This is a genomic window from Dactylosporangium sp. NPDC049140 (assembly GCF_040648435.1).
Genome location: NZ_JBEZDS010000008.1, coordinates 15,278 through 37,108 on the forward strand (window position 1 = coordinate 15,278; position 21,831 = coordinate 37,108).

23 protein-coding genes, 1 tRNA gene and 1 riboswitch are annotated in these 21,831 nt (G+C 70.8%); of the genes, 15 read left to right on the top strand and 9 right to left on the bottom strand.

Translation table 11 applies throughout. From position 1 onward, the window contains the following. Positions 1 to 251: 251 nt before the first annotated feature. Positions 252 to 1,889, top strand: coding sequence for a recombinase family protein (locus AB0B76_RS15270; RefSeq protein ID WP_360374938.1), 1,638 nt, complete (start codon positions 252 to 254; stop codon positions 1,887 to 1,889). Here the strand turns inward: AB0B76_RS15270 and AB0B76_RS15275 are convergent. Then, a tRNA-Lys gene (locus AB0B76_RS15275) sits at positions 1,864 to 1,935 on the bottom strand. The two genes, AB0B76_RS15270 and AB0B76_RS15275, sit on opposite strands and share 26 nt — an antisense overlap. A gap of 139 nt (positions 1,936 to 2,074) precedes the next feature. On the opposite strand from AB0B76_RS15275, the gene AB0B76_RS15280 reads away from it, so the two are divergent. After that, entirely contained in the window at positions 2,075 to 2,866 is a 792-nt protein-coding gene (locus AB0B76_RS15280) for a hypothetical protein (protein ID WP_360374940.1), read from the top strand. Between the two features lie 103 nt (positions 2,867 to 2,969). Here the strand turns inward: AB0B76_RS15280 and AB0B76_RS15285 are convergent, their stop codons facing one another. Next, positions 2,970 to 4,076 carry a glycoside hydrolase family 19 protein gene (locus tag AB0B76_RS15285; RefSeq protein WP_360374942.1) on the bottom strand — a complete coding sequence of 369 codons (1,107 nt, stop codon included), beginning with the start codon at positions 4,074 to 4,076 and terminating at the stop codon, positions 2,970 to 2,972. Positions 4,077 to 4,323: 247 nt separating this feature from the next. Continuing rightward, a riboswitch (cyclic di-AMP (ydaO/yuaA leader) is annotated at positions 4,324 to 4,470 on the top strand. Between the two features lie 9 nt (positions 4,471 to 4,479). Between AB0B76_RS15285 and AB0B76_RS15290 the strand changes: the two genes are divergently transcribed. Continuing rightward, a complete protein-coding gene (locus AB0B76_RS15290) occupies positions 4,480 to 5,502 on the top strand; it encodes a hypothetical protein (RefSeq protein WP_360374944.1) in 1,023 nt (340 codons plus the stop codon). 26 nt (positions 5,503 to 5,528) lie between these two features. Continuing rightward, on the top strand, positions 5,529 to 5,741 hold the full coding sequence (locus tag AB0B76_RS15295) for a hypothetical protein (protein WP_360374946.1): 213 nt from the start codon (positions 5,529 to 5,531) through the stop codon (positions 5,739 to 5,741). A gap of 5 nt (positions 5,742 to 5,746) precedes the next feature. On the opposite strand, the gene AB0B76_RS15300 is transcribed toward AB0B76_RS15295, so the two are convergent. Further along, positions 5,747 to 6,832 (bottom strand): phosphatase domain-containing protein, encoded by a 1,086-nt coding sequence (locus AB0B76_RS15300; RefSeq protein WP_360375465.1) that lies wholly within the window; start codon positions 6,830 to 6,832, stop codon positions 5,747 to 5,749. A gap of 150 nt (positions 6,833 to 6,982) precedes the next feature. On the opposite strand from AB0B76_RS15300, the gene AB0B76_RS15305 reads away from it, so the two are divergent. Together AB0B76_RS15305 and AB0B76_RS15310 are read left to right on the top strand one after the other, a co-directional pair. Further along, the gene (locus AB0B76_RS15305) at positions 6,983 to 7,288 is read left to right on the top strand and encodes a hypothetical protein (RefSeq protein WP_360374948.1); all 306 of its coding nucleotides are present in this window, start codon (positions 6,983 to 6,985) and stop codon (positions 7,286 to 7,288) included. Positions 7,289 to 7,330: 42 nt separating this feature from the next. Further along, on the top strand, positions 7,331 to 7,603 hold the full coding sequence (locus AB0B76_RS15310) for a hypothetical protein (RefSeq protein WP_360374950.1): 273 nt from the start codon (positions 7,331 to 7,333) through the stop codon (positions 7,601 to 7,603). Positions 7,604 to 7,699: 96 nt separating this feature from the next. Here AB0B76_RS15310 and AB0B76_RS15315 read toward each other — a convergent pair whose 3' ends face one another. Both AB0B76_RS15315 and AB0B76_RS15320 read right to left on the bottom strand, forming a co-directional pair. Continuing rightward, positions 7,700 to 8,596 (bottom strand): AAA family ATPase, encoded by an 897-nt coding sequence (locus tag AB0B76_RS15315; RefSeq protein ID WP_360374952.1) that lies wholly within the window; start codon positions 8,594 to 8,596, stop codon positions 7,700 to 7,702. Next, a complete protein-coding gene (locus AB0B76_RS15320) occupies positions 8,593 to 9,354 on the bottom strand; it encodes an RNA ligase family protein (RefSeq protein ID WP_360374954.1) in 762 nt (253 codons plus the stop codon). Before AB0B76_RS15320 ends, AB0B76_RS15315 begins: the two co-directional genes overlap by 4 nt. A gap of 170 nt (positions 9,355 to 9,524) precedes the next feature. On the opposite strand from AB0B76_RS15320, the gene AB0B76_RS15325 reads away from it, so the two are divergent. Next, positions 9,525 to 11,135: an alpha/beta hydrolase gene (locus AB0B76_RS15325; RefSeq protein ID WP_360374956.1), complete on the top strand. Its 1,611-nt coding sequence runs from the start codon at positions 9,525 to 9,527 to the stop codon at positions 11,133 to 11,135. A 64-nt stretch (positions 11,136 to 11,199) separates the two neighbouring features. On the opposite strand, the gene AB0B76_RS15330 is transcribed toward AB0B76_RS15325, so the two are convergent. The 3 genes from AB0B76_RS15330 to AB0B76_RS15340 form a co-directional block, all read right to left on the bottom strand. Next, positions 11,200 to 12,315, bottom strand: a complete 1,116-nt coding sequence (locus AB0B76_RS15330) for a MerR family transcriptional regulator (protein ID WP_360374958.1) — start codon at positions 12,313 to 12,315, stop codon at positions 11,200 to 11,202. 84 nt (positions 12,316 to 12,399) lie between these two features. Further along, positions 12,400 to 12,927 carry a hypothetical protein gene (locus tag AB0B76_RS15335; RefSeq protein WP_360374960.1) on the bottom strand — a complete coding sequence of 176 codons (528 nt, stop codon included), beginning with the start codon at positions 12,925 to 12,927 and terminating at the stop codon, positions 12,400 to 12,402. Continuing rightward, a complete protein-coding gene (locus AB0B76_RS15340) occupies positions 12,914 to 13,462 on the bottom strand; it encodes an RNA polymerase sigma factor (protein WP_360374962.1) in 549 nt (182 codons plus the stop codon). Before AB0B76_RS15340 ends, AB0B76_RS15335 begins: the two co-directional genes overlap by 14 nt. Before the next feature lie 75 nt (positions 13,463 to 13,537). Here AB0B76_RS15340 and AB0B76_RS15345 point away from each other — a divergent pair, with 75 nt between their 5' ends. The 8 genes from AB0B76_RS15345 (at position 13,538) to AB0B76_RS15380 (ending at position 21,309) form a co-directional block, all read left to right on the top strand. Then, on the top strand, positions 13,538 to 13,825 hold the full coding sequence (locus tag AB0B76_RS15345) for an antibiotic biosynthesis monooxygenase (protein WP_360374964.1): 288 nt from the start codon (positions 13,538 to 13,540) through the stop codon (positions 13,823 to 13,825). Positions 13,826 to 13,829: 4 nt separating this feature from the next. Next, complete coding sequence (locus AB0B76_RS15350; RefSeq protein WP_360374966.1) at positions 13,830 to 14,270, top strand: GyrI-like domain-containing protein; 441 nt, start codon at positions 13,830 to 13,832, stop codon at positions 14,268 to 14,270. A 160-nt stretch (positions 14,271 to 14,430) separates the two neighbouring features. Beyond that, positions 14,431 to 15,792 (top strand): S53 family peptidase, encoded by a 1,362-nt coding sequence (locus tag AB0B76_RS15355; RefSeq protein ID WP_360374968.1) that lies wholly within the window; start codon positions 14,431 to 14,433, stop codon positions 15,790 to 15,792. 150 nt (positions 15,793 to 15,942) lie between these two features. After that, positions 15,943 to 16,452, top strand: coding sequence for a DUF664 domain-containing protein (locus AB0B76_RS15360; RefSeq protein WP_360374970.1), 510 nt, complete (start codon positions 15,943 to 15,945; stop codon positions 16,450 to 16,452). An 84-nt stretch (positions 16,453 to 16,536) separates the two neighbouring features. Further along, on the top strand, positions 16,537 to 17,862 hold the full coding sequence (locus tag AB0B76_RS15365) for an NAD(P)/FAD-dependent oxidoreductase (RefSeq protein WP_360374972.1): 1,326 nt from the start codon (positions 16,537 to 16,539) through the stop codon (positions 17,860 to 17,862). A 144-nt stretch (positions 17,863 to 18,006) separates the two neighbouring features. After that, a complete protein-coding gene (locus AB0B76_RS15370) occupies positions 18,007 to 19,242 on the top strand; it encodes a reverse transcriptase family protein (protein ID WP_360374974.1) in 1,236 nt (411 codons plus the stop codon). Positions 19,243 to 19,263: 21 nt separating this feature from the next. After that, positions 19,264 to 20,343: a calcium/proton exchanger gene (gene cax / locus AB0B76_RS15375; protein ID WP_360374976.1), complete on the top strand. Its 1,080-nt coding sequence runs from the start codon at positions 19,264 to 19,266 to the stop codon at positions 20,341 to 20,343. A gap of 57 nt (positions 20,344 to 20,400) precedes the next feature. Continuing rightward, complete coding sequence (locus tag AB0B76_RS15380; RefSeq protein ID WP_360374978.1) at positions 20,401 to 21,309, top strand: expansin EXLX1 family cellulose-binding protein; 909 nt, start codon at positions 20,401 to 20,403, stop codon at positions 21,307 to 21,309. Here the strand turns inward: AB0B76_RS15380 and AB0B76_RS15385 are convergent. After that, positions 21,262 to 21,801 carry a helix-turn-helix domain-containing protein gene (locus AB0B76_RS15385; protein ID WP_360374980.1) on the bottom strand — a complete coding sequence of 180 codons (540 nt, stop codon included), beginning with the start codon at positions 21,799 to 21,801 and terminating at the stop codon, positions 21,262 to 21,264. The genes AB0B76_RS15380 and AB0B76_RS15385 overlap by 48 nt on opposite strands. Positions 21,802 to 21,831: the final 30 nt, after the last annotated feature.

The window sequence follows — 21,831 nt, forward strand, 5'->3', positions numbered from 1 at the left end:
TGGTACAAACCACTCCACCGCTATCCGCCGGAAGAAACCGCCGTCGATTCCAATGTGCATCGCCCGTGTCGACACCATATCCATGACCGACGAAGACCTCGACAAAGCCGGAAAAGCCCTCGGTGTCCTGCTCAACCAATTCCGGCGCGCACACCCCGAACTCTTTCCCTAACCGCAAAGCCAGGTGTCCCTGGTGGCGGCCCACGCCGGGCCGCCACCGGGTCCACCCCCGACCATGGAGGACCAGCCTGATGACAGGCCACCCCACCAGCCCACCCAAACGCCGCGGCCGACGCGCGACCACCGCCGGCACCCCACCGGAACGGACCGGCCCCTGCCGCGTCTGCGTCTACATCCGCCGCTCCACCGACGACGAACACCAACCCTTCTCCCTCGACGCCCAACGCGCGGCCCTCAACAAATACGTCGCCGCAAAAGACGACTGGACCATCGTCGCGGAATACGAAGACGACGCCTCCGGCGCGACCACCGAACGACCCGGACTCCAGAAAGCTCTCCAAGCCGCGAAAGCCGGACTCTTCGACGTGCTCCTCGTCTACCGACTCGACCGATTCAGCCGCAGCGTCGCCAACCTCCTCGACCTCATCAACCAACTCGAACAAGCCGGCGTCAGATTCTCCTCCGCCACCGAACCCGTCGACACCGGCGGACCCTTCGGCCGCATGATGCTGCAACTCCTCGCCGTCTTCGCCGAATTCGAACGCAACATCATCATCGACAGGGTGAAAAGTGGCATGACCGCGAAAGCGAACAAAGGCAAATGGGCCGGCGGCACCCGACCCTACGGCTACCTCGTCGAACCCCGCACCCACACACTCGTCCCCCACCCCGAGGAGACACCAACTCTGCGCGAGATCTTCCGCCTCTACACCCAGGACCGGCTCGGCACCCGAGCCATCGCCGACGCCCTCAACACCCGCGGCGTCCGCAGCCGCACCGGCAGCCCCTGGGCCGGCTACACCATCAACCGCATCCTCGACAACCCCGCCTACACCGGCGACATCGCCTACGGCGACGTATACGTCCCCGACGCCCACGAACCACTCATCGACCGCGCCACCTACGCCATCGCCCAACAGATCGCCAACGCCCGCGGCGACACCCAGACCCAGCGCGCCATGAGCGACTCCGACTACTACCTCACCGGCCTGCTCACCTGTCCCCAATGCGGCCACCGCTACATCGGCACCTCCGCAAACGGCCGCACCCGCCGCTATCGCTACTACACCTGCTTCACCCGCACCCGCTACGGCAAAGCCGCCACCTGCACCGCCCCACGCATCGCCGCCGACGACATCGACCAACTCGTCCTACAAGCCCTCCACGACTTCTACGCCAACACCGACCCTGTCCTCATCGCCATGATCGAAAGTGCCACCGCCCAGCGCGAGGACACCACCGACGACCGGCACGCCGAACTCGCCACCCTCTCCACCCGCATCACCGCCACCGAAGCCGCCATCAACCGGTACCACGCCGCGTTCGAGGCCGGAACCATGGACGACACCAGCGCCGGACCCCGCATCCGCGAACTCCGCGACCAACTCGCCCAGCAACAGGCCCGACACGCCCAACTCGACACCGAACTCGCCACCCAACCTGCAGCGCCGGAACCCGACACGCTCGCTCACGTCCGGACCTACCTGCAGCAGGTCATGGCCACCGGAACTACTGCCGCCCGCAAAGCCGCCATCGAAGCCCTCATCGCCGAAGTCCAACTCACCGACCAGGGAGTCGTCCCCGTGTTCAAGATCCCCACCCAAGACACGCCAATGCCCCCGCCCAACCCGGACGGGGGCACCAACCAAGACAGGTTACGGGTTCGCACAATGGTGCGGTCGGTGGGCCGCCAGGGACTCGAACCCTGAACCTACGGATTAAAAGTCCGCAGCTCTGCCATTGAGCTAGCAGCCCGCGCTGTACAGGGTACCGGGCGGTCCGCTGATGGCCGCAACGACTTTCCGGCCGGCCGTGTTTCTGCAGCTTACGGTCGATCGCGGCCAGCGGTCGTGACGGAGCGTAACGGCTTGCTGGCGGGCGTCACACTGCTGGCATGGACGGGGAATGCGCCGAGCTGGAGTGGAGCCCGATCGTCTCCGCGCCGGTGCACTCGGCGTTTGCCGGGGTGCTGGCCGGGCTGGTGTTCGCCGGGATCGTGGTCCTGCTGTCCGGGGCCGGCGATCAGGTGCGGCGCACGAATGCGCTGGTGACGTTCGGCAGCTCGTTTCTCGTCCTCGCGTTCGACGCGTTCCTCTTCGGGGTCATCGCCGGTGAGCGGGTGTGCGGGCGGGCCTGGACCGAGACGCTGTACGCGAGCGGCCTGCTCGGGCTCGGCGCGCTGGGCATCTTCGCGGGCATCTGCTGGCTCATCGACGCCGGGGACACGACCTCCGGCCGGATGACCCGGTTCTACGTCGTGACCACGTACGTCATCGCGCTCATCGTCAGCTACCACGTCGGCGCGACGGCTATCGAGTACCTCGACGATCTTCGCCGGACGTCGAGTGTGCCGGGGTGGCTGGTGGCGGTCGCGGCGGTCTACCGGTGGGTGATGCTCGTCGCCGTTCTCCTGGTGGGCGCGTGGCCCCGGTTCCGGCGACGGTGGGGGACGCTCGTGACGTCCACCGCCTACGCGTACGTCGCCTGCGTGGTGCTGGCGCTCTACGGCGCCGGTGGCGCATCGGGCAGCGCTCAGGACTGGACGCATCCGTCGGCCGCGCTGATCGCCGGTAACACGGTCCTCGCGCTGGCGTTCCCGGCGCTCGCCGTTCTGGCCCAGGTCGTCACGCTGCCGTCCCGCGTGCTGGCGGTCGTGGAGGAGAAGGAGCCGGAGCGCCGCACCTGACCGCCCGGCGTCGGTCCGCAAATGAAGGAGGGCCTGAACGACCCGGCGGCGGCCCCCCACACCCCAGGGAGGGCCGCCGCCAGGTTCGGAAGGAAGCGCTGAATCAGCAGGACAGGGAGCCGGCCCCCACGCCCGTGCCCAGGATCGACACGAAGCGCTGGTACGCCGACACGCGGCTCTGCACCTGTGCCGGGTTGCGGCCGCCGCACTCCAGGCTGCCGTTGATGCTCCGGATCGTCTCGCCGAAGCCGGCGCCGTTGACGATGGCGTTGTGCGGGGTCATGGTGCCCGGGCCGCTCTGGGTGTTCCAGTACCAGAGGGCGGTCTTCCAGGCCACGGCCGAGTCGGTCTGCACGAGGTTCGGGTTGTGCAGCAGGTCGATGCCCAGCGCGTCGCCCGCGGCCTTGTAGTTGAAGTTCCACGACAGCTGGATCGGGCCGCGGCCGTAGTACGCGGACTGGCCGGCCGGGCAGCCGTAGGACTGGCTCGTGTCGCAGTAGTGCGGGTAGTTGGCGGTGTTCTGCTCCACCACGTACACCAGGCCGCCCGTCTCGTGGTTCACGTTCGCCAGGAACGCGGCCGCTTCCTGCTTGCGCACGTCGTCCGAGCCGGTCTTCGCGAAGCCGGGGTACGCCGACAGCGCCGCCACCAAGCCCGAGTACGTGTAGAAGGAGTTCCGGCCCGGGAACATCTGGTTGAACTGCGCCTCGCTCACGACGAAGGAGCCGTTCGAGGGGGGAGGAGTCGTCCCACCAGTTCCACCACCGGTGCCGGTGCACGCGTACGGGTCCCAGTACCAGGTGCTGATCACCGGACTGTAGCCCGGGTTGTCATGTTCGGCGACGTAGAAGTTACCGTCCGTGAACTTCACGATGTCCCCGGTCGCGTAGTTGCGGCCCTGCACCCACGCCGGGAAGCTGCAGCCGCCCGCGGTGCCGGTCTGGGTCGGGGGCTGCGGGGTCGAGCCGCCGCACGAGCCCTGGTCCTGCCAGACGCCGGTCGTACCGGGGGGCGCCTCGTTCTGCGTCCACCACTTGGCGAGGAAGTTGTGGCCGTTGCGGGAGACCGTCGCGCCCCCGGTGTAGACCGCCGAGGCCTGCCAGGCGGGGCTGCAGGACGCGGCCGACGCGGGGAGCATGTTGAAGACCGCGACCACCCCGCCCACGACGGTCACCGCGGCCAGCATCGCCCACAGGCGCACTCTCGACACCGTTGATCACTCCTTACCCAGGTCGTCTGACCTGCCCATCCGACCAGGCGGAGGGGCGTGAAGGAGCGAACGTCATCTTTTTATGAAGAATATTTACGGTTGTCTTGAGGCATGCGGCCCGACGGTGATCTACGTCACTGCGGCGTGTCTTCAACTGGAAGAGGACAAACCGTCCGGTGCGCGAATTCGGCACCCTGGGTACAGTGACCCACGGTCACGTCCACGAGGGCACCGCCCCCGGTGCCGGGCGAGGCTGCCGCCTAATCGCCGCACTGTGGCGAGCCGGGGACCCACCGTAACGTTGGGGTGAATCCGCCCTTCTTCCGAAGGGTGGTAGGGGTCGTTCCGTCCCGAACCCGTCAGCTAACTCGGTCGGCGGCCGACGGAAGGAACAGCGAACAAGATGTCATTGCGACATCCCTACCGGCGCCTGATGGTCGCGCTGCTGGCGGCATTCGTGCTCGGGGGGCTCGCCGCCACGCCCGCCGCGGCCGAGCCCGGCGGTGACACCGGCGACGAGGGCTCGAGCGCGAACCCCACCCTGGGCTCCGTGCTCGAGGACAGCACCCGGGCCTGGTCCGAGGCGAAAGAGAAGTTCGACGCCTCGGTCAAGCGCCAGGGCGAGCTCACCGCGCAGCTGCAGGCGACCGAGGCCCAGCTCGCGACGGTGCAGGACCAGGTGGCCTCGATCGCCGTCGCGGCCTACCGCACCGGCCCGCTCACCACGTTCGCCGCGCTGATGGACTCCGGCAGTCCGGACGGCTTCGCCGAACGGGCCGGCACCATCAACCAGATCGCCCACCACAACGACAACCTGCTGCACCAGCTCAAGCAGCTCAAGGACAGCCAGGCCGCGCAGAAGAAGGCGCTCGAGGACGAGGTCGCCGCGCAGCAGCAGCAGGTCCAGACGATGGAGCAGAAGAAGAAGGACGCGGAGAACGCCCTGAAGCTGGCCGGCGGGCCGAGCAAGGGCTTCGTCACCGCCAACCTGCCGACCGCCGACCCGGTGCCCCGCACATCCACCGGCGCGCTGCCGAAGGAATCGTGCAGCGTCAAGGACCCCACGACGACCGGCTGCATCACCCCGCGCATGCTGCACGCGATGCAGGAGGCGCAGAAGGACAACTTCAAGCGGTTCGTGGCGTGCTTCCGCCCGAGCGGGCCGTACGAGCACCCCAAGGGCCGGGCCTGCGACTTCTCGGTACAGACGAAATCGGGATTCGGCGGCGTGGCCTCCGGTGACGACTTCGTCTACGGCAGCACGCTTGCCGCGTACTTCGTCAAGAACGCGAATGCGCTCGGCGTGATGTACGTGATCTGGTTCAAGGAGATCTGGACGCCCGCCGTCGGCTGGCACCATTACAGCGGCGTCGCCGGCGATCCCTCCAGCGACCACACGAACCACGTACACCTCTCGATCCTGTAATCCTCAAAGACGCGAGCGGCCGGCCGATGGGGCAACCGTCGACCGGCCGTTTCCGTGGCAAGGACGGCGCGGTCGACGTGGGCCCGACGGACATCCTCACCGACCTGCCGTACGCCCCCGGCGCCCACCTCGCCGCCGGCACCTGCCAGGTCCCGCACGACCAGTCCGAGCAGGTCCTGCACGAGCTGATCGAGAAGGTCGGCGCCCCGATGAGCTCGAGTGCGGGCCGCAAGGGCTAGAGGAGCTACAGGAGTTCCGTGTCGCGCAGCAGGCGCCACAGGCCGGCACCGTCCGGGGCGCCGAGCCAGCGCCAGTCGTGGGGCGGGAAGCGCCGCGGGTTGCCGGCCACGCCCGGGACCGCGCCGGCCAGCACCGCCTGCGTGGGCGAGAGGTGCCGGATCGCGACCGCCGCGATGCTGTCCGGGTGCTCCGCGGCGAACTCGGCGTAGATCTCCGGGTCGTGCTGGCCGTCGTCGCCGACGAGCAGCCAGCGGATGTCCGGGAACTCCTGGGCGAGCCGGGACAGCGAGGCCCGCTTGTGCGCCTGGCCGCTGCGGAAGAACCGGTCTGCCTGCGGCCCCCAGTCGGTGAGCAACAGCGGGCCGGCCGGGTACAGGTGCCGCGACAGGAACCGCGTGAGGGTCGCCGCCACGTTCCAGGCGCCGGTGGACAGGTAGAAGACGGGCGCGCCCGGGTTGGCGTTGACCAGCCGCTCGTACAGCACCGCCATCCCTGGTACCGATGCCCGGGCGTGCTCATCCAGCACGAAGGTGTTCCAGGCCGCCAGCAGCGGTCGCGGCAGCGTCGTGACCATTACCGTGTCGTCCACGTCGGAGACGATGCCGAGGCGGGTGGCGGCCGGGTCGATGATCCGGACCGGCGCCTCGACGGGGTCGCTGTCCTCGCACTGCAGCGTCACCGTGGCCCAGCCGGGGGCGAGGTCGGCCTCGACCACGAAGTCCACGAACCCGCCGCGGTCGCAGCGCACCTCGCAGGTCTGCCCGCCGGCCTGGATCCGCACGAGCGCGTTGCTGACCGACACCGCGGTGAACGAGCGCCAGCCGCGCAGCTTCTTGAGGCGCTTGCCGGGCTTCGGGTCGATGCGGGCCAGCAGCACCCGGCCGAGCACCCGGACCCAGCCGGGCCTGGTCTCGGTCGCGGCGGAGCCGTAGCCGGTGTAGGCGGTGACCGCGACGCTCCAGCCCCGCCGGCGCAGCCGCCGCTCCAGCACGGCGTGGAAGGCGTCCTCGATGCGCGCCGCCCGGTGCAGCGGCAGAGGCGCGCTGCTCGGAGAGCTCGGGGTCAGGGACACCGCCCCACCCTGCCACAGCCCTGCCACCGGTGCACCCTGCTAGCCGATCAACTCAACGTGACCAACAGACGACGGTGGCATGAAACCGTGAGCCCGAACCGGCGGGGCACTTCTAACGTGAATGTCATCGAGGAAACATGAAGGTACGAGGCGCACAGGAGGTGCGAGATGGCTACCACTTTCGAGGCCGTTCGGGCCGAGGCTCTGTTCGCCTCGGATCTGCAGGGCTCGCAGGCCCCGGCGCGCGGCGAGATCCGCACCGCGGTCGCGGCGACCCTGCGGCGCATGGGCGTTCAGGGCTGCGCGGCCCGGGTCGCGAGCGAGTTCGGCGACCACCCGGAGACCGCCGTCGCCCGCATGGCGTGGGCGCTGGCCCAGATCCGCGCGACCTACCCGGTCGAGGGCTCCAAGACGCTGCGGGCCATGCGCTCGATGCGCCGCCCGGGCGCGGTAATCCGTACGATGGCCGCCTGAAAGCCTGAATAAAAGGCGCGGCCGTCGGGCATTACCACGGCCATGCAGGAACTGCACGTCACCATTGACCCGGACGGCGCCGACCCCGCCGTCCAGCGGCTCCAGGAGCCGCTCGAGGCCCAGCTGACCTCGGCGCTGCAGCGCGCCGCCGAGGTCGTCGAGGACGACTACCACGGCGAGTCCGTGGACGAGGTGAGCCAACGGCTCCTCGAGGTCGCCCGCGCGAGTCTGCATCCCGACATCGCCGGCGCCTGGCTGCCCGACCAGCGCGAGCTGCGCCAGGCCGCCGAGGCGATCGTGAGCGATTTTCACTGATTGCCCCGATCGTGCAACTTGGCTCAACCCGCTCCTGCTGATCCGCTCGTCGGCCCTGCAGGCCCTGGCGATGCAGCGGCAGAGCATCACCGCGCGCTAGACGTTGCTGATCCAGCGCACCGCGTGCGCCTCGGTCGGGTCGGGCGGCTCCCAGCGCCCGGCCATCCGGTCGATCACCGCGGCCGGCACCGTCCGGGCCCGCGCGCGGTTGCGCCGGTGCACCACGTCGGGCGGCGCCTCGACGCTGACGACCTCGACCCGCGCGCCGTAGTCGGCGGCCAGCCCGATGCTCCGCGAGCGCAGGGCGCGGGTGAGGTTCGTGGCGTTCCAGACATACGCCGTGCCCGCGCGCAGATGCTCGCGGGCGCGCGCATAGGCGGCGGCGATGACCGGGCCCTGGTCGCCGGTCGGGCGCACGCCGAGCTCGTCGCGCAGGTCGTCGAGGCTGATCACGGGCACGCCGGGCCGGTTGGCCGCGATCCAGTGGTCCTTGCCCGCGCCGGGCAGACCCGACATCACGGTCACCGTGAACCGCGTGCCGTCGAAGGCGGCATAGCCCGGATCGCGGCCCGGGGTCCGGAAATATTCGAACCGGGCATGGTCCGAGGGGAATGTGCGGGGCCGGTCGAAACAGCCGATTTCCCGGGTGTACTGCATGAAGAGCGCGACTTCCGCGAGCCGCTCGGCGTCGCCGCCGGACGCCGCGGCCGCCAGCAGCGCCAGATCGTCGTTGCGGGCGAGCAGGCTGACCCGGAAGGCGACGCGGTCGAGATCGGGGCGCTCGAGCGCCCCGAAGGGGAGCCGCTGGTGGCGTACCAGGGCGGCGACATGCTCCCGCCAGGCGATCGGCACGCCGCGCGCCCACAGGACGCGCCGCGCCCCGAGCTCGCCCGCGTCGAGCAGGAGCGCCGCCGCCCGCACCCGTTCGCGCTCCTCCGGCGGCCGCGCCCGCCACGCGTCGAGGCCGTCCAGCGCCTCCGCGACCGGGTTCACGCGCGGACCCGGTTGGCCACGATCGGGCGGTCCTGCCAGTGGCTGCCCGAGTCGAGGATCGCGGTGTGGAAGCTCGGCCGCACCCATTTGTAGCGGCCCAGTACGGTGCCCGCGTTCTCGAGCTTGAGGTACAGCCCCTCCATCTCCTCGGACATGTCGGTCTCGCGCACGACCTGCTCCGGGTCGGCACCCCCGGCCACCGCCGCCTCGCGCAGCGCGCCCCGCCAGCCGGGCGTCCGGCACGTCGACGGGCCGGCCAGCTTGGTCAGCGTGGCGAGGTCGGCATACTCGCCCTCGCCCAGCACCGGCACGGAGGCGACGCCGAGCCCGGCGAGCAGCTCCCGGCGGCGGGGCGTGGAGAGAAATGTTTCGGATTGACGGTCGTAGACGTCGAACTCGCAGAAATGATGCGGCAGCGCGTCGTAGAAGACGGTGTGCTTGGCGTACAGCCACTCGCCGTACAGGATGAAACGTTCGCGCAGGACGGGCCACAGCTGGTATTGCCGTCCGGCCGCCCACGCCTTGAACGGGGCGAACTGCTTCTCGCGCGGCCCGCCCGACAGATAGTGACCGCGCGACTGCAGCCGCAGCGTGCCGTCGGCATCGAAGCTGATCGCGGCGTTGGCCCCGTCGAGCTTCTCCTCCACCACCAGCGGCCGGCCGGCCAGCTCGGCGAACGGCACCTGGGCGAGGTCGTGGTCCCCCGGCTGCAGCCGCGATCCCTGCAGGTGGGGCGTCCGGGGGTACTTGCGCAGCATCTTCCCGTTGTACCGGACCGCGGATGTTGCCCGACATCGGTTTTTACGCGGGTGAGGGAAAGGGTCCTACGGCTTCCGCGCGGCGGGCCTGCCCGAAAGCATCGGCGTGACATTGTTTGACCCGAATCAGCTGGCCACTGCACAGATTTGGGCAGATTGGGAGGGTTGTCTTGACGAACAGAACCGTGAAGGGGCTGGTCCTCTTCACCGCCGCGGCCACGCTCGCGGCCGTCGCGCCGGCCTCGAGCGCCCTGGCCGCGCCCGGCGCACCAGGCGCAGACGGCTACGCGGCCTCGATCCCCTGGGGCCAGTGCGCGAGCAGGGGGCTGCAGTCCCGCGGGGCCGAGTGCGGCCTGCTCGACGTGCCCCTGGACTACGGCAAGCCCAACGGCAAGAAGATCCAGATCGCGGTCTCGCGGATCAAGCACAAGGTCGCCGACAAGGACTACCAGGGCGTCATGCTGGTCAACCCGGGCGGCCCCGGCGGGTCCGGGCTGACGCTGTCGGTGCTGGGCGAGTACGTGCCCAACGGCGCCGGCGACGCGTACGACTGGATCGGCTTCGACCCGCGGGGCGTGGGCTCGAGCGTTCCGGCGCTGCACTGCGACGACGACTACTTCAACGGTCCGCGTCCGGAGTACATCCCCTGGAACAAGAGCATCGAGAGCACCTGGCTGAACCGGTCGAAGGGCTACGCCGAGGCCTGTGGCAAGTCCGGCGGTGACCTGCTCAACCACATCACGACGGTCGACTCGGTAAACGACATGGAGTCGATCCGCAAGGCGCTCGGCGCGAAGCAGATCAACTACTACGGCTTCTCCTACGGCACGTACCTCGGCCAGGTCTACGGCACCATGTACCCGGACAAGGTCCGGCGCATGGTCCTCGACGGCAACGTCGACGTGCGCAAGGTCTGGTACCAGGCCAACCTGGACCAGGACGTGGCCTTCGAGCGCAACGAGAAGATCTGGTTCGGCTGGCTGGCCAAGTACGACAGCGTGTACCACCTGGGCACGACCGCCAAGCAGGTCGAGCTGCGCTGGTACGCCGAGCAGAACAAGCTGCGCACCGCCCCCGCCGGTGGCGTCGTCGGCGCCGACGAGTGGACGGACATCTTCCTCTACGCCGGCTACTACCAGTCGACGTGGACGGAGCTGGCCGACGCCTTCTCGGGCTGGGCCAACGACCACAACACCGAGATCATCGTCGACGCCTACAACAACTATGTCGGCCCCGGCGACGACAACGGCTTCGCGGTCTACAACGCGGTCCAGTGCAGCGACGTCCAGTGGCCGCAGAGCTGGAACCAGTGGCAGCGCGACAACTGGCTGACGTTCCTCAAGGCGCCGTACATGACGTGGGACAACGCCTGGTACAACGCGCCGTGCCTCTACTGGCCGGCCAAGGCCCACAAGCCGGTCAAGGTCGACGGCTCGAAGGTCAAGAGCGTCCTGTTCGTCGGCACCACGCTCGACGCGGCCACCCCGTTCGAGGGCAGCCTCGAGGCGCGCCGGCTCTTCCCGCACAGCGCCCTGCTCGCCGAGGTCGGTCAGACCACGCACGCCAACTCGCTCAACGGCAACGCGTGCATCGACGACACGATCGCGGAGTACCTGTCCACCGGCAAGCTGCCGCAGCGCAAGTCGGGCGACCGCCCCGACAAGAACTGCGACGCCCTGCCGCAGCCGGACCCGACCGCGGCCGCCGCGACGGCTTCGGTGCAGTCCCTGCGCGCGGACACCAGCGTCGCGCGTGAGCCGCTCTACCCGATCGGCCGCTAGTTCGACCCGTACCGAACGAGAGGGGCGCGACCGCTACCGGTCGCGCCCCTTCTTGCGTATGGAGTCAGGCTACGAGGAGGCGGAGGCCGAGCTCGGCCGCATCGAGGCCGATGAGGTCGCCGTTGCGCTCGGCCCATCGGCCCGAGGCGAGGTCGTCGCCGAGCTCGCCGACCACCCGCCGCTCGGTCCGCGGCCCGACTCTCGTCCATACCGACACGGCTCGGCGCACATGCTCGTCCAGGTACGCCTCGGGCCGGCGCCAGTAGGCCTCGAAGAAGCCGTCCGCGCAGTCCCACGGTACGAGCACCGGCTCCGTGCGGCCCTCGATCGCGCGGGTCAGGTCGGCCAGTGCGGGCCGGCCGGCGAAGAGGTCCGCGAACTCCGGCAGGTAGTCGCGGGTCAGCCAGAATCTTTGCCGCCAGCCGGCGTCGTCGGCGTCGTACGTGAGCACCACCACCCGGCGGGCGACCCGCCGCATCTCACGCAGCCCGGCGATCGGGTCCGGCCAGTGATGAACGGTGCTGACCGCCATCGCGACGTCGAAGGACCGGTCCTCGAACGGCAGGCACTCCGCGGCGGCGGCCACACACGGCGCCGCGTCCGCGGGGCGCTGCGCCCGCATGACCGCCGACGGTTCCACCGCCGTGACGTCGCGATCGGAGGGCTCGTAGGAGCCGGTGCCGGCCCCGACGTTCAGCACCGTCCGGGCGTCCCCGAGCGCATCCCAGATACGCGCGGCGATCCGCGGCTCGGTGCGCCGCGTCGCCGGGTAGGCGGATCCGATGGCGTCGTACAGCTGCGCGCCGAACATCTGCAGTTGTTCCTCCGGTGTCGTCCTGATCCCCATGGCCCGGGCCTCCAGTTCCCTGTCGATGGCTGTCACCATGGCGGCCGCGCGGTCGCGCTGGTCCAGCAGCAGCCCGCGCAGCCGGCGCAGGTGCGCGACGGCGTCGGTGGCCGGGTCGTCGACCAGATGCGCGATCTCGCGCAGCCCGAAGCCCAGCCGCCGGTAGGCGAGCACCTCCCGCAGCCGCTCCACATCGCCCGACGTGTAGACCCGGTACCCGGCCGCGGTCCGCGAGGACGGCTGCGCGAGACCGATCTCGTCATAGTGGTGCAGCGTGCGGACCGTCACGCCGGCCAGCTCGGCCACCCGTCCCACGGTCAGGTGTTCTTCCACACGACCGACTATGCGGTATGACGCCACGTGAGGGACAAGCCCAGCCGGCCTGGGACAACGGCTGCGGCCAAGGCGGCCCGAGGGTCAGACGGGGATCTGCTCGCAGGGGGCGACCGGACCGTTCGCGAGGCGGATCACGAAGCGCTGTTCGTGCGCACGCCGGTCCACGCGCACGGTGTAGACGAGGGTCTGGTTCGCGCCGATGTACTGCGGGTGCAGGCGGAAGAAGCTCTCGTTGGTCCCCGGCCGCGGGAACTCCGCGAGCGCGAGCGGCATCTCGGCCCGCGGCACGTAGTCGGCCCTCGGCTCGCGGCAGGTCCGGTCGAAGGGCAGGAAGTCCACCACCGCCCGGATGCCGAACGCGGCCAGGCGCTGCCGCAGGCCGTCCGGGTCGCGGTAGTCGAAGATCGAGACGCGGATCGAGCCGTCCGCGTCGCGCTCCACCGCGTAGGCGGGCTGGTTCAGCTCGACCACCACCGCCGTGCCCACCGCCGCCGTGGCGGCCGCGGCCACGACGGCGAGCCAGCGCCGCCGGGCCGGCCGGCGCGCGGCGACGACGAGCTTGAGCTCGTCCAGCAGGCGGTCCTCGAAGCTCATCTCACGCGTGGACATGGGCACTGCCTCCGAAATCGATTCGTAGCTGGCGACGGGCGCGGTGCAGGCGGACGCGGGCCGCGATCGGGGACACGCCCAGGGCCGCGGCCGCCTCGGCCGTGGACAGGCCGTCGACCGCGACGAGCTCGATGAGGCGGCGCGTCGCCTCGGGGACGCCGTCGAGTGCGCGGTACACCTTCCGGGCCGCGCTCTCGGCGTCGATTCGTTCCTCGATCCGGGCGATGTCGGCCGGCTCCAGGAGGCGCCGGCCGGCTACTCGGCGCTCGATCGTGGTCTCGCGGCGGCGGCGCCGGCGTTCGGTCGCCACCACGTTGTGGGCCACGCCGTAGACCCAGCCCAGGAGGCTGCCCCGCGCCGGGCGGTAGGTGTGCGCGGAGTCGATGACGGCCACGAACACGTCGGCGGTCAGGTCCGCGGCGGTGTACGGGTCGTCGACGCGTCTCGCGATGAAGCGCTGGACGTCACCGACGTGCTGCCGGTAGAACGCCTCGAACGCCTCCGGACTTCGGGCGAACTCGGGTACTTGCCCCACTGCACCTCCCAGGTACTTGGCTTTCCACCCCGTACTTGGTCCGCCGCGCCCGGAGCGTTACATCATGCTTGACGCATGACCGCAATTGTGGAACTCACCCGCCTGCGGGTGGCGCCCGAGCAGACCGACGCGTTTCTGGCCGCGCGGCCCGGCATGGTGGCCGACTTCCGGGCCGACCGCGCGGGCTTCCTCGGCGCGCGCCTGGTGCGCCTGCCCGGCGACGAGTGGCTCGACATCGTCGACTGGGCCTCGGCCGAGGACCGGGAGGCCTCCCGCGTCAAGGGCGCGAACCGCCCCGGCATCGCGGCGTTCTTCGCCACCATCGCCGACGTCGTGTCCGCCGAAGACGGCGTACCGGTCTAGCGCGATGTACGACGTCAGGATCGTGGACGCGCAGCGCCGCCCGACCGCCGTCGTCCCCGCGCAGACCACCTGGGCGCAGTTCCCGGCCCTGTGGCGCGAGTTGAGCGGCGAGGTGTGGGCCTGCCTGCGGGCGGGCGGGGTGGAGCGGGGATGCCGCAACATCATGCTGTACCTCGACGACAGCCCGCGGGTGGAGATCGGCGTCGAGCTCGGCGTGCCCTGCGCGCTCACCGGCCGGGTCGTGCCCTCCGCGCTGCCGGCCGGGCGCGCGGCCGCCACCGTGCACCGCGGCTCCTACGCGGACCTCGGCGCCGCCCATGCGGCCGTGACCGAGTGGTGCGCCGAGCGCGGCGAGCGCACCACCGGCGTGCGGTGGGAGGTGTACGGCCCGAACGAGCCCACGCCCTGGGTCGAGGTCTTCTGGCAGCTCACAGCGGTCGAGTAGACATCGTCACGTTATGGTGGCCGGATTATTCCGGGAAGATGTCCCATTTGGAAGGGCCTCAATATCAAGAAAGGGTGACAGAAAGGGTTCCGACGGATGGCACGGCGGCGTCCCAGCGGTTCGGATGGGCTGGTCCCAGTTCCTCGCCCGAGAGGTGTCGATGAAGCTCATCTCGATCGTGTCCCGGGCCGCCGTAGCGACGGTCGTCACCACCACGGTGGCCGGCTTCGCGGCGGTGGCCGCGCCGGCGGTGGCCTCGGCCGCGACGCCCGCGTTCAAGCTCCGTCCGGCGATCACCGGGCATGTGGAAAAGGTCTCCCGGACCGCCCCGCTGTCCACGTCCGACTGCGTCGCGCAGATCGGCATCCACTGCTACTCGCCGCTGCAGTACCGCACGGCGTACAACCTGAACCCGCTGTACGCCCGCGGCGTCACGGGCAAGGGCCGCACGATCGTCATCGTCGACTCCTTCGGCTCGCCGACGATCCAGCACGACCTCGAGGTCTTCGACGCGCAGTTCGGCCTGCCGAACATCAACGTCCAGGTGGTCAAGGCCGGCAACGTTCCGGCGTTCGACCCGAACAACCCCGACCACGTCGGCTGGGCCCAGGAGACGACGCTCGACGTCGAGTACGCGCACGCGATCGCGCCCGACGCCAAGATCGTGCTCGTGGAGACCCCGGTCGCCGAGACCGAGGGCGTCACCGGCCTGCCCGAGATGATGAACGCCGAGAAGGCGCTCATCGACAAGGGCGTCGGCGACGTGATCTCGCAGAGCTTCGGCGCGACCGAGAACACGTTCCCCGGCTTCGACAAGGGCGACTTCTCAAGCATCCAGAAGCTGCGGTACGCGTACGCCGACGCGGCGCTGCACGGCGTGACGGTGCTCGCCGCCTCGGGTGACGCGGGGGCCACCGACTACCAGGAGAACGGGGAGGACCTCTACACCTACCCGGTCAACTCCTGGCCGTCGTCGGACCCGCTGGTGACGTCGATCGGCGGCACGCAGCTCAACCTCGACAACAGCGGCAAGCGCGTCACCGCCGACGTCGTGTGGAACGACGGCTACGGCGCCGGCGGCGGCGGGCTCTCGCACGTCTTCCCGCGCCCGCTGTTCCAGGCCGGCGTGAAGAACGTGGTGGGCAACCACCGCGGCACGCCCGACATCTCGATGAGCTCCGCGGTCGACGGTGGGGCGTGGGTGTACTACTCCTTCGTCGGTGCCGACTCGCCGTGGCACATCTTCGGCGGCACCAGCGAGGCCACCCCGATCTTCTCGGGCATCGTGGCCCTCGCCGACCAGCAGGCGGGCCGCCGCCTCGGTGACATCAACGCGGCCCTGTACCTGCTCGGCGCGGGCAGCACCCGCACGCACCTGCCGACCGGCCTGGTCGACGTGACCTCGGGCGACAACAGCTTCGAGGGCGTGACCGGCTTCCCGGCGAAGCCCGGCTACGACCTGAGCTCGGGCTGGGGCACCATCGACGCGAACAAGTTCGTTCCGGCTTTGGCGTTCCTGTAGCAAAAGGCGCTTCGACAACAAGGTAGAAAAGGCGGGCCGCCCCGGGTGGGGCGGCCCGCCGTCTTTTCGGGCCGGCGGGCTGGAGGCATCTCCCCGGCTCCGATGGGTAAGGATCCGGGTTGACCGAGTGTTGGAGAGGGGTACTGAGCCATGCGCGTGAACGAACTGCTGGCCGAGGGCTACGGGCGGCTGCCCGACCTGGTGCGCGGGGCCGTCGAGGGGCTGAGCGCCGACCAGCTGCACTGGGCCCCCGGGCCCGGGGCGAACTCGATCGGCTGGCTGGTCTGGCACCTCACCCGGGTGCAGGACGACCACATCACCGACCTGGTCGACGGGGCCGAGCAGCTCTGGGTCACCGGCGGCTATGCGGCGCGGTTCGGGCTCAAGCCGCAGGCCCACGACACCGGTTACGGGCACACGCCCGACCAGGTCGAGGGGGTGCGCCCGGAGTCGACGGAGGCGCTGCTGGAGTACTTCGACGCGGTGTACGCCCGCACCCGCGCCTTTATCGGGCGCCTCACCGAGGACGAGCTCGACCGGATCGTCGACGAGCGCTGGGACCCGCCGGTGTCGCTCGCGGTACGGCTGGTGAGCATTCTCGACGATGACGTGCAGCACGCCGGCCAGGCCGCCTACGTGCGCGGACTGCTGCCGCAGTGAGGTAGTACAGGACACACCGTCACCGGCCCCAAACGGTGGTGTACTTGATCCGCAGGGTCCAATGCCCCACATCGGGAGATGCACATGGACGAGCGTTCGCAGCAGCGGCACCGGGTGGTCGTCATCGGCGCCGGGTTCGGGGGACTCTTCGCGACCAAGGCGCTGAAGGGCGCCCCGGTCGACGTCACCCTGATCAACGGCACGGCGTACCACCTGTTCCAGCCGCTGCTGTACCAGGTGGCCACCGGCATCCTGTCGGAGGGCGAGATCGCGCCGCCCATCCGTGAGGTCCTCAAGCGGCAGGACAACGTCAAGACGCTGCTGGGCACCGCGACCCACATCGACCCGGTGGCCAAGCGCGTCGACGTGGTCGCGCCCGGGGTCGCCTACAGCGTCGAGTACGACTCGCTCATCGTGGCGGCCGGGGCCTCGCAGTCCTACTTCGGCAAGAACGAGTTCGCCGAGTTCGCCCCCGGCATGAAGAGCGTCGACGACGCCCTGGAGCTGCGCGGGCGGATCTTCGGCGCGTTCGAGCTCGCCGAGATCGAGACCGACCCGGCCGTGATCGAGCGGCTGCTCACGTTCGTCGTCGTCGGGGCCGGCCCGACCGGGGTGGAGATGGCCGGGCAGATCGCCGAGCTCGCGCACCGGCACCTGCCCGGGCAGTACCACAACATCGACCCGCGGCAGGCGCGCATCATCCTCGTCGACGCGCTGCCGACGGTGCTGTCCACGTTCGGCGACCACCTCTCCACGCAGGCGCTGCGCCAGCTGCACAAGCTCGGCGTCGAGGTGGAGCTGAGCACCAAGGTGGTAAACGTCGACGAGGCCGGCATCGAGGTCGAGACGGCCAACGGGCGGCGGCGCATCGAGTCGGCGACGAAGATCTGGGCCGCCGGGGTGTCCGCGCCCGCGCTGTCGGTGCAGCTGGCCGAGGCGACCGGGGCGGAGACCGACCGGGCCGGGCGGCTCAAGGTCAACCCCGACACGACCGTGCCCGGCCACCCGGAGATCTACGCGGTCGGCGACATGATGTCGCTGGACCAGCTGCCCGGGGTGGCGCAGGTGGCCATCCAGAGCGGCCGGCACGCCGCGGGGCAGATCAAGAAGCGCCTGGCGGGCGAGCCGACCGGGCAGCCGTTCAAGTACTTCGACAAGGGCAGCCTCGCCACCATCTCGCGCTTCTCGGCGGTGGCCAGCGTCGGCCGGTTCCACTTCGCCGGGCTGCTCGGCTGGCTGCTCTGGCTGGTGGTGCACCTGCTCTACCTGGTCGGCTTCAAGAACCGGGTCACCGCGGTGCTGCACTGGTTCGTGAGCTTCGTCGGCCGCGGCCGCTCCGAGCGGGTGGCCACGTTCCAGCAGGTCTTCGCGCGGCGGGCGCTGCAGGAGTACCAGTCGAAGCTGCCGTAGGGTATTGCCCGTGGCAGCGCGTCCCGAGCTGATCGCGGCTCGCCGTGATCGCTCCGGGGCAACCCCGGGGACGCGAATTTGAGCACCGCAGCACACCGCCGGCCCACTACCGCGCTGCGCGCGAGCCGGGGCAGGCACGACCGGGTGACGTCGGGGCGCGCTGCCCATGCCCTCGCGCACGCCTTCCTGGCCGCGGCCGACTGGTCACGGCCGGTTCTGCTCGCGGCCGGGTCGGAGGTCGTCGGGCGCCGCCCGCGCTGGATGGGCCCTCTGGTCACGGCGGTGCTGCGGGGGTACCGCGAAAGGCCCGCCGACCGCCCGCGCGAGCTCGCCGGTTTCCTCGCGGCCCAGCTGCCCCCACGGGTGCCGGCGCGGATCGTGGTGCGCCGGGCGGTGCCGACGCGGGTCGTGCGCATGCGGTGGGACACGCCGCCGCTCGACGACCTCGCCGCCCTGGCCGAGTGGCTGGAGCTGGACGGCGACCGGCTCGACTGGTTCGCGGACCGGCGGGAGATCAACCGCAAGAGCTCCGCGGAGCGGCTCCGGCACTACCGGTACACCTGGATCGGCAGTCGTTTGATCGAGGCGCCCAAGCCGGCCCTTCGCGGCCTGCAGCGGCGGCTGCTGGACGAGCTGCTCGGCCGCGTGCCGGTGCACCCGGCGGCGCACGGCTTCGTGCCGGGCCGCTCGGTCCACACGTTCGCCGCGCCGCACGCCGGCCGGGCCCTGGTCGTCCGGCTCGATCTCGCCGCGTTCTTCCCGAGCATCGCGGTGCGGCGGGTGTACGGCCTGTTCCGCACGATCGGCTACCCGGAGCCGGTCGCGCACACGCTCGCCGCGCTGTGCACGACGAGCACGCCCTTCGACGTCGCCCGGAGCGCCGTGCTGCGCGCCCCGCACCTGCCCCAGGGCGCACCGACCTCGCCGGCGCTGGCCAACCTCTGCGTGTTCCGGCTCGACCGGCGGCTGACCGGCCTGGCGGCGGCCTTCGGGGCGCGGTACACCCGCTACGCCGACGACCTCGCCTTCTCCGGTTCGTTCCGGCCGTCGCCGTTGATCGAGGCGGTGACGGCGGTGGTCGCCGACGAGGGCTTCCGCGTCAACCCGGCCAAGACGCGGGTGCGCGGCCGCGGCGACCGGCAGCGCCTCGCCGGGCTCGTGGTGAACGACTCGCCGGCCGTGGCGCGGGCGGAGTACGACCGGCTGCGGGCCGTCCTGCACAGCGCCGCCCGCGACGGTCTCGAGGCCGCCAACCGCGACGGCCACCCCGACTTCGCGGCCCACCTGGCGGGCCGGATCGCCTGGGTCGGAGCGGGGCGCCCGGCCCGGGCCGCAAAATTGCGGGAACTGTACAGGGCCGTGGCCGCGACAGACTTGTGATCGAATGCGATATTCGACGTCGTGACTGTGGAAGCCGCTCCCGTCCGAGTGTTCGAACGCTCCGACTACACCATCTTCGGCCTGTGCGCCGTGGCCGTCGGTGCCGCGGCGGTGACACGGTTCGCGAACGTGCCTTCGGTGGTGGCCTTCATCGTGGCGGGCGCCGCCGTGGCCGCCCTCGCCTCGCTGGTCGGCCGTAGCGTCGAGCAGCTCGGCGACCGCTTCGGCCCGGGCGCGACGGGCGTGCTGCAGGGCGCGCTGGGCAACCTGCCGGAGCTGTTCATCGGCTTCTTCGCCCTGAAGGCGGGCCTGGTCGCGGTGGTCCAGTCGGCCATCATCGGCTCGATCCTGTCCAACATCCTGCTCGTCCTGGGCCTGTCCTTCGTCGCCGGCGGCCTGAAGCACGGCACCCAGAAGTTCAACTCGGAGCGCGCCCGGACCACGATGGTCCTGATGGTGCTGGCCACGGGTGCCCTGGTGCTGCCGAGCCTCGCCTCCTACGTGCACACGCCGGCCGAGCCCCACGAGAAGGCCCTGTCCATCTTCGTGGCGGTCATCCTGCTGCTCGTCTTCGCGCTGTCCCTCCCGGCGAGCCTCAAGCGCAGCGCGACCGCGGGCGCGGACGTGCACATGGAGGCGCCGCGCTGGCCGATCTGGCTGGCCGTGGTCCTGCTCGCGGTGGCCAGCGGGTGCGCGGCCCTGGTCTCGGACTGGTTCGTGTACGCCCTGGAGCCCGCGATCGACGCCATGGGCATCTCGCAGGCGTTCGCGGGCCTGGTGATCGTGGCCATCGCCGGCAACGCGATCGAGAACGTGATCGGCATCAAGCTGGCGTACAAGAACCAGTCGGACTACGCCCTGAGCGTGATCATCAACAGCCCGCTGCAGATCGCCCTGGTCCTGGCCCCGGCGCTGGTGCTGCTGAGCCTGCTGACCGCGACGACCCTGACCCTGGTCTTCGCCCCGATGCTCATCATGGCGGTCGCGATCACGGTGATCGCCGTGGCCTTCATCGTCTTCGACGGCGAGTCCACCTGGCTGGAGGGCGCCACGCTGGTCGCCCTGTACGCGATCATCGCCGCCGTCTTCTGGTGGGGCTGAGCTTAAGCTTCGCTTTGGTCGGCGGCTCCGGTCCGGCCCGGTCGGTAGGCTGCGGCCGTGGTGGAAGCTGACGCGCCCCGTGGGCATCGCGCGGCGCCCTGGTGGCGCAGCCGCCGGGCCCTTGTCGGGGCCGGCGCCGGGATCGTCGTGGCCGGGGTCGCCACCGTGGCGCTCGTGGCACAGGCGTCCGGGGCGGCCTGCGCGGCCACCGTCGGCAGCGCCGCCGGGCAGGCCACGTACTACGCGGCCGACGGCGGCGGGAACTGCTCGTTCGACAAGGTGGCCGAGCCGCTCGTCGTGGCGCTCGGCAACGCCGAGTACCAGGGCGGGGCCGCCTGCGGGGGGTACCTCGACGTCAAGGGGCCCAAGGGCAGCGTCCGCGTGAAGATCACGGATCGGTGCCCGGAGTGCGCCGCGGGGCACATCGACCTCAGCCGGCAGGCGTTCGCCCGGATCGGGGCGATCGACGACGGGATCATCAAGGTCTCCTACAGCCAGGTCGCCAATCCCGCCGTGCCCGGGGCGATGACGGTCCGGGTCAAGGAGGGCTCGTCGCGGTACTGGCTCGCCCTGCGCTTCGACAACACCGGCAACCCGCTCGCCGGCGCCGAGATCCAGTCGGGCGGCTCCTTCAAGGCGCTCGCCCGTACGGACTACAACTACTGGATCGCCGAGAGCGGGGCCGGGAACGGGCCGTTCACCGTGCGGGTCACCGACACGGCCGGGCGGCGTACCACCCTCAACGGCGTCACGCTCAGCGTCGGCACGGTGCAGAAGCCCGGGGCGCAGGCCGCCACCGCCTCGCCGGCCACGCCGAAGCCGAGCCGGGCCACCGTGACCGGCTCGGCCGGCCCCACCGAACTCCCCGTCGCCGCGGCCTCGGCGGAGGCGAGCAGCGCCCGGCCGGAGGCGACCTCGCTACAGGCCGAGCGCAGCCCGGGCGGCCTCCAGCGTTGCGGCTCGTAGCTCGGCCGGCGGCGCGTCCGTCTCCATGACCGTGCAGTCGCCCAGGCCGCCGATCGCGACCAGGGCGCGGGTCTGCTGCACCAGGGTCGGGGCGGTTCCGTAGAGCAGGACCGCCATGCGGCGCCGCCAGCCGTCGACCGCCGCCGCCAGGTTGAGGTGAGCAAGGACACTCGGGTCGGTCATCACCATGCTGGTGATGGCGCGGTGGCGGTACGTCACGTCGAAGTAGTCGCCGAGCAGCTCCTCGGCCTCGGCCGAACCCGCCGCCTCGTAGCGGGCCAGAAGCTCCTCGACGTCGTCGATCAAGGGCTGGACCAGGCCGCGGAGCAGGTCCTCGCGCGAGGCGAAGTGGTAGTACAGCGCCGGTTTCGTGATGCCGACGCGCTCCGCGATCTCGCGCAGGCTCGCCTGCTGGAGCCCCTTCTCGAGGATCAGCTCCAGGGCGGCGGCCCGGATGCGCTCGGCGGTCTCGCTCGTTCTCGGTCTCGGCACCCCTCCAGCCTAGTTGACTTACCGGGCGGT

Excerpts from the sequence above, each read along its gene's own strand:
- AB0B76_RS15310 (WP_360374950.1), top strand. The coding sequence starts at position 7,331 with ATGCAGGAACTGCACGTCACCATTGACCCGGACGGCGCCGACCCCGCC.
- AB0B76_RS15280 (WP_360374940.1), top strand. The coding sequence starts at position 2,075 with ATGGACGGGGAATGCGCCGAGCTGGAGTGGAGCCCGATCGTCTCCGCG.
- AB0B76_RS15320 (WP_360374954.1), bottom strand. The coding sequence starts at position 9,354 with ATGCTGCGCAAGTACCCCCGGACGCCCCACCTGCAGGGATCGCGGCTG.
- AB0B76_RS15335 (WP_360374960.1), bottom strand. The coding sequence starts at position 12,927 with ATGTCCACGCGTGAGATGAGCTTCGAGGACCGCCTGCTGGACGAGCTC.
- AB0B76_RS15360 (WP_360374970.1), top strand. The coding sequence starts at position 15,943 with ATGCGCGTGAACGAACTGCTGGCCGAGGGCTACGGGCGGCTGCCCGAC.
- AB0B76_RS15295 (WP_360374946.1), top strand. The coding sequence starts at position 5,529 with ATGGGGCAACCGTCGACCGGCCGTTTCCGTGGCAAGGACGGCGCGGTC.
- AB0B76_RS15350 (WP_360374966.1), top strand. The coding sequence starts at position 13,830 with ATGTACGACGTCAGGATCGTGGACGCGCAGCGCCGCCCGACCGCCGTC.
- AB0B76_RS15345 (WP_360374964.1), top strand. The coding sequence starts at position 13,538 with ATGACCGCAATTGTGGAACTCACCCGCCTGCGGGTGGCGCCCGAGCAG.
- AB0B76_RS15355 (WP_360374968.1), top strand. The coding sequence starts at position 14,431 with ATGAAGCTCATCTCGATCGTGTCCCGGGCCGCCGTAGCGACGGTCGTC.
- AB0B76_RS15365 (WP_360374972.1), top strand. The coding sequence starts at position 16,537 with ATGGACGAGCGTTCGCAGCAGCGGCACCGGGTGGTCGTCATCGGCGCC.
- AB0B76_RS15290 (WP_360374944.1), top strand. The coding sequence starts at position 4,480 with ATGTCATTGCGACATCCCTACCGGCGCCTGATGGTCGCGCTGCTGGCG.
- AB0B76_RS15305 (WP_360374948.1), top strand. The coding sequence starts at position 6,983 with ATGGCTACCACTTTCGAGGCCGTTCGGGCCGAGGCTCTGTTCGCCTCG.
- AB0B76_RS15270 (WP_360374938.1), top strand. The coding sequence starts at position 252 with ATGACAGGCCACCCCACCAGCCCACCCAAACGCCGCGGCCGACGCGCG.